This window comes from Streptomyces sp. NPDC101166 (genome assembly GCF_044768125.1).
Taxonomy (GTDB): domain Bacteria; phylum Actinomycetota; class Actinomycetes; order Streptomycetales; family Streptomycetaceae; genus Streptomyces.
Genome location: NZ_JBIWPF010000019.1, coordinates 127,808 through 136,876, shown reverse-complemented (window position 1 = coordinate 136,876; position 9,069 = coordinate 127,808). Strand labels below are relative to the sequence as shown.

Sequence of the window (9,069 nt, the reverse complement as noted above, 5' to 3'; positions counted from 1 at the left end):
CGCCCAGTACGAGGGCGACCCTCCGCCTTGCGATCGCACGCACCAGACGCCGCGAGCCCCGCCCTCCGGGCGGACGACGCTACTTTCGAAACACGCCCTAGCATCGGTCTCCGCATGAACACGATCACGCACCTCACCGGCTGGGAGTTCGCCGCGCTCGCCTGCGCGGCGGTCCTCGTCGGCTTCTCCAAGACGGCCGTCAGCGGCGCCAACACCGTCAGCCTGGCGATCTTCGCCGCCGTCCTGCCCGCCCGCGCCTCCACGGGCGTCCTGCTGCCGATCCTGATCGCCGGCGACGTCCTGGCCGTGCTCACCTACCGGCGGCACGCCCACTGGCCAACCCTGTGGCGGCTGTTCCCGGCGGTCGCCGTCGGCGTCGTCGCCGGCACGGCGTTCCTGATGTGGGCCGACGACGCGGTCGTACGGACGTCGATCGGCGCGATCCTGCTGTTCATGGCCGCGGTCACCGTGTGGCGGCGGCGCACCGCCGACGCGACGGCCGAACCGGAGGGCGTGGCCAGCCGGGCCGGCCGGATCAAGGCCCGCTCCTACGGCGTCCTCGGCGGCTTCACCACCATGGTCGCCAACGCCGGCGGCCCGGTGATGTCGATGTACCTGCTGTCGGCGGGCTTCCGCAAACTCGGCTTCCTCGGCACCTCCGCGTTCTTCTTCCTGATCGTCAACGTCTCCAAGGTGCCCTTCAGCGTGGGCCTCGGCCTTATCGACGCCCGCTCGCTCCTGCTGGACGCCACGCTCGTCGCCTTCGTCGTCCCCGGGGCGCTGCTCGGCAAGTGGGCCGTGGACCGCATCAACCAGCGTCTCTTCGAACAACTGGTGATCGCGGCGACCGTGGTCGGCGGTCTGCAACTGCTGCTGCGCTGATCAGCGCTCCTCCGGGCGGCGGCGCAGCAGGTATGTGTCCATGATCCAGCCCTTGCGGGCGCGCGCCTCGGCCCGCAAGCGCTCGATGCGGGGGCCGGCCTCGGCCACCGGCCCGGACACGAGGATCTCGTCCGGGGTGCCGACATAGGCGCCCCAGTAGATGTCGACGTCCTGGTCGGCGTACGCCCGAAAGGCCTGGTGGGCGTCGAGCATCACCACCACGTCGTCCACCCCCTCGGGGAAGCCCTCGGCGAGCCGCCGCCCGGTGGTGATCTGCACCGGCCGGGCCACCCGGCTCAGCCCCGTGCGGTGGCGTGCCGCGAGCGCCGAGACGCTGCTGATCCCCGGCACCACGTCGTACTCGAACGCCACCCTTCCCCGCGCGAGCACATCATCCAGGACGGCCGACGTGCCGTCGTACAGCGCTGGGTCGCCCCAGACCAGGAACGCGCCGGTCTCGTCCGCGCCCAGCTCCTCGGCGATCAGTCGCTCGCAGACGTCGGCGCGGGCCTTGCGCCAGTCGCCCACGGACGGGGCGTAGGCGGCGCCGTCCGCGCGGCGGTCCCGCTCGGCGTCGCGCGCCTCGACCACCCGGTAGGAGCCCTCGGGCAGATGCGTGCGCAGCGTCTCGCGGCGCAGCCGGGTCAGGTCGCTCCTCGTCTCGCCCTTGTCCAGCAGGAAGAACACGCCGGTGTCCCGCAGCGCCTTGACCGCCTGGAGGGTCAGCTGGTCGGGGTCGCCCGCGCCGATGCCGATGACATGGATCCTTCGCACGCCTTCGAGTCTCCCGCACGCCACCGGCATCGGCCTCGATGCGCGGGTCCTCGGTGGCAGCGGGGCTCAGCGCAGCGGGGGCGCCGACTCGCGCGCGTCCACCGCCGCGCCCGTCCGCTCCACGTCCTGGGCCAGCCCGCGCGCCCAGCGGGCCAGCCCGTCGAGATCCATGCCGTACGGGCGCGTGTGCCCGCCGTCCGCCGCCCACTCCTGGACGGCCCCCGCACCCCGCCGCAGCAGCCGGGCCCCGCCGGTCGCGTTGCCCCGGGCGGCGTGCGTGAGCCCCACCGCGAGCTGGGCGAGACCCCGCCACAGGGCGCGTTCGGCCTCGGGGCCCGACTTCCAGGCGTCCTCGAACACCTCGTGCGCGTGGAACGGCTTTCCCGCGTCGAGCAGGGCCTGCGCCTCGGCGACGGACTCCTCGGGCGTCCGCACGACGCCCTCCGGCTGGCGTTCCACGCCCGCCGCGCCGTACGGCAGGGGCCTGCCCAGGCCGTCCCGCGGCCTGGCGTTGCGCGCCCGGCCCTCCTCGTCCCGGTCCCGCGCCCCCAAGGCCCGGCCGGCGCTCCCGCCTTCCGTTCGGTGCTCGCTGTCCATACGGCGATTGTCCCGCGCCGCCGCCGTCTTCGGAGCACCGCGCGGCGTGGGGTAAAGTGCTGTTCGCGCGATCACGCGGAGCTCCGCGGGAAGCGCACCGGGACGTGGCGCAGCTTGGTAGCGCACTTGACTGGGGGTCAAGGGGTCGCAGGTTCAAATCCTGTCGTCCCGACCAGCGACATCGCGGGTCGGAAGCCGCTTTCCCGTTCACGGGAGGGCGGCTTCGGCGTGTCCTGGGGCGGTGCGCGCGCGGATAGGCTGGGATCATGCCGCCGTCCTCCCGCCGTACCGCCCGACAGGCCGACCTGCTGGAACGACTCGTCGCGCTGCTGACGGCGGAGGGGTTCTCCGACCTCACCCTCGACGAGCTCGCCGTGCGGCTGCGCTGCTCGAAGACCACGCTGTACCAGCTGGCCCGCAGCAAGCAGGGGCTGGTGGTGGAGGCCGTCAAGCACTACTTCCGGGGGGCCACCGAGGCCGTCGAGAAGCGGGTCGCCCAGACCGCCGAGCCCTCCGACCGGGTGCGTGTGTACCTGACCACCGTCGCCGAGCAGTTGCGCCCGCTCTCCCGCCGCTTCCTGGACGACGTGGCGGACTTCCCGCCCGCGCGCGAGGTGTACGAGGCGAACACGCGGATGGCCGCGGAGCGGGTGCGCCGGCTGATCGCGGAGGGCGTGTCGGACGGCGCGTTCCGCGAGGTGCACACCGCGTTCGTGGGCGAGGTGGCCGCCGCGACCATGCGGCAGATCCAGCAGGGCGAGCTGAAGGCCCGCACCGGGCTGAGCGACGCGGAGGCGTACGAGCAGCTCGCCTCGCTGATCGTGCACGCCGTCTCCTCCTGACGGCCCGGCCGCGGAAGCGACCCCGCGGCCCCGACACCGACCGGATCACATATGGCCCCGGCACGCCCGAGTGCCGTACTGTGAATGATACGTTCGTACGCACTCCAGTATCACTTCCAGTACTACTCCGCGGAGGTCGCCATGCCTGCCACTCGCGCCCTGCCGAGCGAGGAAGCCGTCGACCTCGTCCAGCTCACGCGGACCCTGGCCGCCAAGGAACTCACCCCTCGCGTCGCCGACGCGGAGGCGGACGGCGCGTTCCCCCGGGACGTCTTCCGCACCCTCGGGCGCAGCGGCCTGCTCGGGCTGCCGTTCGCCGAGGAGGACGGCGGGGCGGGGCAGCCGTACGAGGTGTACCTCCAGGTGCTGGAGGAGGTCGCCGCGGTCTGGTCCAGCGTCGCGGTCGGCATCTCGGTGCACGCGCTCTCCTGCTTCCCGCTGGCCCGCTACGGCACCGACGAGCAGCGGCGCAGGTGGCTGCCGGACATGCTCGGCGGCGAACTCCTCGGCGCGTACTGCCTGTCCGAGCCGCACGCCGGCTCCGACCCGGCGGCCATGCGCACGCGTGCGGTGCGCGACGGGGACTCCTACGTCCTCAACGGCGCCAAGGCCTGGACAACCCACGGCGGATACGCCGACTTCTACACGGTCATGGCCCGCACCTCGGACGACCGCACGCAGGGCATCTCCTGCTTCCTGGTCCCGGCGGACACCCCGGGGCTCAGCGCCGACCCGCCGGAGCGGAAGATGGGGCTGACCGGGTCGGCGACCGCCACTATGCGGCTCGACGACGTCCGGGTGCCCGTGGAGCGGCGGATCGGGGAGGAGGGGCAGGGCTTGAAGATCGCGCTCGCCTCGCTGGACTGCGGCCGCCTCGGCATCGCCGCGGTCGCCACCGGCCTCGCCCAGGGCGCCCTCGACCACGCCGTGCGCTACGCCCGCGAGCGGGAGACCTTCGGCAAGCCGATCATCGAGCACCAGGGGCTCGCCTTCGTCCTCGCGGACATGGGCGCGGCGATCGAGTCGGCGCGCGCCACCGCCCTGGCCGCCGCCCGGCTGAAGGACCTCGGTCTGCCCTTCACCCGGGAGGCGTCCGTCGCCAAGCTGGTGGCCACCGACAACGCCATGAAGGTGACGACCGACGCCGTGCAGGTCCTCGGCGGGTACGGATACACGCGCGACTTCCCCGTCGAGCGCTACATGCGCGAGGCGAAGGTCATGCAGATCTTCGAAGGAACCAACCAGATCCAGCGCATGATCATCTCCCGTGCGCTGGACCGGAGCGAGGGCGGTGTGCTCACCGTCCTCGGCAAGGAGTGATGATGCAGCTCGAGAACACCGCCGCCCTCGTCACCGGCGGTGCGTCCGGCCTCGGCGCGGCCACCGCCGCGGCGCTCGCCGGGCGCGGCGCCAGGGTCTTCGCCCTCGACCTCAAGGACGGCGTGGACAAGGCCCCCGAGGTCGACGGCGTCACCTACGTCCCCGCCGACGTGACCGACCCCGAGCAGGTGCGGGCCGCCGTCGCCGTCGCGGCCGGCTCGGGCGTCCCGCTGCGCACGGTCGTCAACTGCGCCGGGATCGGACCGTCGGCGCGCATCCTCGGCAAGAAGGGCGTGCACGACCTGGGCCTGTACGCCAAGGTGATCCAGATCAACCTGGTCGGCACCTTCAACGTGCTCGCCCTCGCCTCCGAGGCGATCGCCGGGACCGAGGCCGACGAGCACGGCCAGCGCGGCGTCATCGTCAACACCGCGTCCATCGCCGCCTACGACGGGCAGGTCGGCCAGGCCGCCTACGCCTCCTCCAAGGGCGGCGTCGTCGGTCTGACCCTGCCCGCGGCCCGCGACCTCGCCCAGTACGGCATCCGTGTGTGCACCATCGCGCCGGGCATCGTGGAGACGCCGATGCTGGCCACCGTCTCGGAGGAGTTCCGCGCCTCGCTCGCGGCCGGCGTGCCCTTCCCGCGCCGCCTGGCCCTGCCCGAGGAGTACGCCAAGCTCGCGCTGGCGATCGTCGACCACGACTACCTCAACGGGGAGACCATCCGGATGGACGGCGCGCTGCGGATGGCCCCTCGGTAGGCGCGGGGCTCCGGGGCGGGTGAGGCGGCTGCGCACGGGGTAGGCCGCCCCTCGGGTGTAGGGGTGGAGTGATCACTCTGTCAATGTTTTGTACTTACATTCGGACCTTTGCGTGAAATGATGTCTTAACAAAGCATTGACAGCGGGCTGTGCACGTACTTTGATCCCGTCCCAACAGCGCAGCAGTCCGACCCCGCCAGGTCCGGGCCGTCGTTCCCCCGTCGCACAGTGAGGTGCCGGAAAGATGGACAGCTCGTCTCCCGCCCGCTCCCGCAGAATCGCCCCGGTCGTGGCCATGGCCGCGGCGGTGGCACTGACCCTCGCAGGCTGCTCCAGCAGTTCCGGCGGCAAGAAGGCCGAGGAGAGCGCGGACGGCGCCTCCGCGGGCAAGGCGACCACCCCGCAGATGACGGTGGCCCTCGTGACCCACCAGGCGTCCGGCGACACCTTCTGGGACATCGTGCGCAAGGGCGCCGAGGCCGCCGCCGCCAAGGACAACGTCAAGCTCATCTACTCCAACGACCCCAACGCGGGCAACCAGGCCAACCTGGTCCAGAACGCGATCGACCAGAAGGTCGACGGCATCGCCGTCACCCTCGCCAAGCCGGACGCCCTCAAGGACGTCATCGCCAAGGCCACGGCCGCGAAGGTACCCGTCGTCGGCCTCAACTCCGGTGTCAGCGAATGGAAGAGCCTCGGCCTGCTCGAGTTCTTCGGGCAGGACGAGACGGTGGCCGGCGAGGCCCTCGGCAACAGGCTGAACAAGGAGGGCGCCAAGAAAGCGGTCTGCGTCGTCCAGGAACAGGGCAACATCGGTCTCACCCAGCGCTGCGACGGCGTGAAGAAGACCTTCTCCGGCACCACCGAGACCCTCTACGTCAACGGCACCGACATGCCGTCGGTGAAGTCGACGATCACCGCCAAGCTCAAGCAGGACAACGCCATCGACTACGTCGTCACCCTCGGCGCCCCGTTCGCGCTGACGGCGGTGCAGTCGGTGTCCGAGGCCGGCTCCAAGGCGAAGATCGCCACCTTCGACCTCAACAAGGACCTGACGAGCGCCATCTCCGACGGCACCATCCAGTTCGCCGTCGACCAGCAGCCCTACCTCCAGGGCTACCTGGCGATCGACTCGCTGTGGCTCTACAAGAACAACGGCAACTACATGGGCGGCGGCGAGCAGCCCGTGCTGACCGGCCCGGCCTTCGTCGACAAGTCGAACGTCGAGGCGGTGGCCTCGTACGCCGCGAAGGGCACCCGGTGATGAGCATGGCCCGGCATGCCGAGCCGGCGGTGAGCGCACCGCCGGCCCCCGGCCCGCGGCAGACCGACGGCCGCACCTCGCGGCGGCCGCTTGCCTTCAGGCTGCTGGCCCGTCCCGAGGTGGGCGTCTTCCTCGGCGCCGCCGCGGTGTACGTGTTCTTCCTCTTCGCCGCGCCGCCGGTGCGCGAGGCGAGCTCGATGGCGAACATCCTGTACCAGTCGTCGACCATCGGGATCATGGCGCTGCCCGTGGCCCTGCTGATGATCGGCGGCGAGTTCGACCTCTCCGCCGGCGTAGCGGTGATCACCTCGGCGCTCACCGCGAGCATGCTGAGCTACCAGCTGACCATGAACGTCTGGGTCGGTGTGGTCGTCGCGCTCCTGGTCTCCCTGGGCATCGGCGCGTTCAACGGATGGATGCTGGTCAGGACGGGCCTGCCGAGCTTCCTGGTCACCCTCGGCACCTTCCTGATCCTCCAGGGCGTCAACCTCGCCGTCACCAGGCTGGTCACCGGCGACGTGGCGACCGACGGCATCAGCGACATGGACGGCTTCAGCCAGGCCAAGAGCCTCTTCGCCTCGACGTTCGACGTCGGCGGCGTCCAGGTGAAGATCACCATCGTGTGGTGGCTGGTCTTCGCGGCGCTGGCCACCTGGGTGCTGCTGCGCACCCGGTACGGGAACTGGATCTTCGCCGTGGGCGGCGACAAGGAGTCCGCGCGGGCCGTCGGCGTGCCGGTGACCTTCACGAAGATCTCCCTGTTCATGCTGGTCGGCTTCGGCGCCTGGTTCGTCGGCATGCACCAGCTGTTCACGTTCAACACCGTGCAGTCGGGCGAGGGCGTCGGCCAGGAGCTGATCTACATCGCCGCGGCCGTCATCGGCGGCTGTCTGCTCACCGGCGGCTACGGCTCCGCGATCGGCCCGGTCTTCGGCGCGTTCATGTTCGGCATGGTCCAGCAGGGCATCGTCTACGCCGGCTGGAACCCCGACTGGTTCAAGGCGTTCCTCGGCGTGATGCTGCTCGGCGCCGTCCTGATCAATCTGTGGGTCCAGCGCACGGCTACCCGGAGGTGACCGCCATGACCGACGACGACACCGGCGCCCACGGAGCCGTCCTGACGGACACCCCGTCCGCCGACGGCGAGCACCCCCTCGTCGAACTGCGCAACGCGGGCAAGTCCTACGGCAACGTCCGCGCCCTGCACGGGGTCGACCTCGCCGTCCGCCCCGGCAACGTGACCTGCGTGCTCGGTGACAACGGCGCGGGCAAATCCACCCTGATCAAGATCATCTCAGGGCTGCACCAGCACACCGAGGGCGAGTTCCTCGTCGACGGCCGGCCCGTGCGCTTCTCCACCCCGCGCGAGGCCCTCGACCACGGCATCGCCACCGTCTACCAGGACCTCGCCACCGTTCCCCTCATGCCGGTGTGGCGCAACTTCTTCCTCGGCTCCGAGATGACCAAGGGCCCCTGGCCCGTGCGCCGCCTCGACATCGACAGGATGAAGAGGACCGCCGACGAGGAACTGCGCAACATGGGCATCGTCCTCGACGATCTCGAACAGCCCATCGGCACCCTCTCCGGCGGGCAGCGGCAGAGCGTCGCCATCGCCCGCGCCGTCTACTTCGGCGCCCGCGTGCTCATCCTGGACGAGCCCACCGCCGCCCTCGGCGTCAAGCAGTCCGGCGTGGTCCTGAAGTACATCGCCGCCGCCCGTGAGCGCGGCCTCGGCGTCATCTTCATCACCCACAACCCGCACCACGCCTACATGGTCGGCGACCATTTCAGCGTCCTGCGCCTCGGCACGATGGAACTGTCCGCCGAGCGGAGCCAGGTCAGTCTGGAGGAGCTCACCAACCACATGGCCGGCGGTGCCGAACTCGCCGCTCTCAAGCACGAGTTGTCACAGGTGCGCGGAGTCGACGTCGAGGAGCTCCCGGAGGAGACGGACCTCACCGCACCGGTGGCGGGCGGCGGGGAGAAGAAGGACCGCGGTTCCGGCGTGCCGGGCTGAGCATCCGTCAGAAGCAGTTCCGTACAGGTCACTTATGATGCTCGGCATGTTCGACGCCGAAGTCAGGCTGGGGGCCGTCGCGACCGCGACGGCCCCCGCCCTCGTCCTGCGCCCCTGGCGCCCCGAGGACGCCGCCGACCTGATCGAGACCCACCGCGACCCGGTGCTGCGCCGCTGGGGGAGCGGCGACATCCGGGACGAGGCGAGCGCGGCGCGCTGGCTGTGCGCGCAGCAGGAGGGCTGGGCCTCGGGACTGCGCTTCGCGTTCGCCGTGCTGGAGGCCCGTTCCGGCGGTGAGGAAGGGGTGTTGGTCGGGAACGTGGTGCTCAAGGCGTCCGGCGGGCCTTCGGCGGAGGTCGGCTACTGGACGGCCGACCGCGCGCGGGGCCGGGGCGTGGCTCCCCGCGCGCTGGCCGCGCTGACCGACTGGTCCTTCACCGCCGTCGGCGGGCTCACGCGTCTCGAACTCCTCCACCAGAGCGACAACACGGCGTCCTGCCGGGTCGCGGAGAAGACGGGCTACGTCCTCGACGCCGTGCTGCCGGCCGCCCCGCCCGACTATCCGCAGCCGGGGCATCTGCATGTGCGGCGGTGACGTCCGCTCCGGACGCC

General features: G+C 71.3%; 10 protein-coding genes and 1 tRNA gene. 9 read left to right on the top strand and 2 right to left on the bottom strand.

Annotation, left to right across the window (positions count from 1 at the left end; all coding sequences use genetic code 11):
* The first annotated feature begins 114 nt into the window (after positions 1-114).
* The gene (locus tag ACIRS4_RS29195) at positions 115-882 is read left to right on the top strand and encodes a sulfite exporter TauE/SafE family protein (protein ID WP_404201669.1); all 768 of its coding nucleotides are present in this window, start codon (positions 115-117) and stop codon (positions 880-882) included.
* On the opposite strand, the gene cobF is transcribed toward ACIRS4_RS29195, so the two are convergent.
* Both cobF and ACIRS4_RS29185 read right to left on the bottom strand, forming a co-directional pair.
* Complete coding sequence (gene cobF / locus ACIRS4_RS29190; RefSeq protein ID WP_404201667.1) at positions 883-1,656, bottom strand: precorrin-6A synthase (deacetylating); 774 nt, start codon at positions 1,654-1,656, stop codon at positions 883-885.
* Positions 1,657-1,722: 66 nt separating this feature from the next.
* Positions 1,723-2,253, bottom strand: a complete 531-nt coding sequence (locus tag ACIRS4_RS29185; RefSeq protein WP_404201665.1) for a DUF309 domain-containing protein — start codon at positions 2,251-2,253, stop codon at positions 1,723-1,725.
* A 98-nt stretch (positions 2,254-2,351) separates the two neighbouring features.
* Here ACIRS4_RS29185 and ACIRS4_RS29180 point away from each other — a divergent pair.
* The 8 genes from ACIRS4_RS29180 to ACIRS4_RS29145 all read left to right on the top strand — a co-directional run bounded on the left by ACIRS4_RS29180 (position 2,352) and on the right by ACIRS4_RS29145 (position 9,052).
* Positions 2,352-2,428, top strand: a tRNA-Pro gene (locus ACIRS4_RS29180).
* 91 nt (positions 2,429-2,519) lie between these two features.
* A complete protein-coding gene (locus ACIRS4_RS29175) occupies positions 2,520-3,095 on the top strand; it encodes a TetR/AcrR family transcriptional regulator (protein ID WP_404201663.1) in 576 nt (191 codons plus the stop codon).
* 141 nt (positions 3,096-3,236) lie between these two features.
* The gene (locus ACIRS4_RS29170) at positions 3,237-4,415 is read left to right on the top strand and encodes an acyl-CoA dehydrogenase family protein (RefSeq protein ID WP_404201661.1); all 1,179 of its coding nucleotides are present in this window, start codon (positions 3,237-3,239) and stop codon (positions 4,413-4,415) included.
* 2 nt (positions 4,416-4,417) lie between these two features.
* Complete coding sequence (locus ACIRS4_RS29165; protein WP_404201684.1) at positions 4,418-5,176, top strand: SDR family NAD(P)-dependent oxidoreductase; 759 nt, start codon at positions 4,418-4,420, stop codon at positions 5,174-5,176.
* Positions 5,177-5,420: 244 nt separating this feature from the next.
* Positions 5,421-6,440: a sugar ABC transporter substrate-binding protein gene (locus tag ACIRS4_RS29160; protein ID WP_404201659.1), complete on the top strand. Its 1,020-nt coding sequence runs from the start codon at positions 5,421-5,423 to the stop codon at positions 6,438-6,440.
* Positions 6,440-7,516, top strand: coding sequence for an ABC transporter permease (locus tag ACIRS4_RS29155; RefSeq protein WP_404201657.1), 1,077 nt, complete (start codon positions 6,440-6,442; stop codon positions 7,514-7,516). The genes ACIRS4_RS29160 and ACIRS4_RS29155 overlap by 1 nt, the downstream gene beginning before the upstream one ends.
* Before the next feature lie 5 nt (positions 7,517-7,521).
* Positions 7,522-8,457 (top strand): ATP-binding cassette domain-containing protein, encoded by a 936-nt coding sequence (locus tag ACIRS4_RS29150; RefSeq protein WP_404201655.1) that lies wholly within the window; start codon positions 7,522-7,524, stop codon positions 8,455-8,457.
* Between the two features lie 46 nt (positions 8,458-8,503).
* On the top strand, positions 8,504-9,052 hold the full coding sequence (locus tag ACIRS4_RS29145; RefSeq protein ID WP_404201653.1) for a GNAT family N-acetyltransferase: 549 nt from the start codon (positions 8,504-8,506) through the stop codon (positions 9,050-9,052).
* Positions 9,053-9,069: the final 17 nt, after the last annotated feature.

Excerpts from the sequence above, each read along its gene's own strand:
- ACIRS4_RS29145 (WP_404201653.1), top strand. The coding sequence starts at position 8,504 with ATGTTCGACGCCGAAGTCAGGCTGGGGGCCGTCGCGACCGCGACGGCC.
- ACIRS4_RS29170 (WP_404201661.1), top strand. The coding sequence starts at position 3,237 with ATGCCTGCCACTCGCGCCCTGCCGAGCGAGGAAGCCGTCGACCTCGTC.
- ACIRS4_RS29165 (WP_404201684.1), top strand. The coding sequence starts at position 4,418 with ATGCAGCTCGAGAACACCGCCGCCCTCGTCACCGGCGGTGCGTCCGGC.
- ACIRS4_RS29160 (WP_404201659.1), top strand. The coding sequence starts at position 5,421 with ATGGACAGCTCGTCTCCCGCCCGCTCCCGCAGAATCGCCCCGGTCGTG.
- ACIRS4_RS29155 (WP_404201657.1), top strand. The coding sequence starts at position 6,440 with ATGAGCATGGCCCGGCATGCCGAGCCGGCGGTGAGCGCACCGCCGGCC.
- ACIRS4_RS29195 (WP_404201669.1), top strand. The coding sequence starts at position 115 with ATGAACACGATCACGCACCTCACCGGCTGGGAGTTCGCCGCGCTCGCC.
- ACIRS4_RS29150 (WP_404201655.1), top strand. The coding sequence starts at position 7,522 with ATGACCGACGACGACACCGGCGCCCACGGAGCCGTCCTGACGGACACC.
- ACIRS4_RS29175 (WP_404201663.1), top strand. The coding sequence starts at position 2,520 with ATGCCGCCGTCCTCCCGCCGTACCGCCCGACAGGCCGACCTGCTGGAA.
- ACIRS4_RS29185 (WP_404201665.1), bottom strand. The coding sequence starts at position 2,253 with ATGGACAGCGAGCACCGAACGGAAGGCGGGAGCGCCGGCCGGGCCTTG.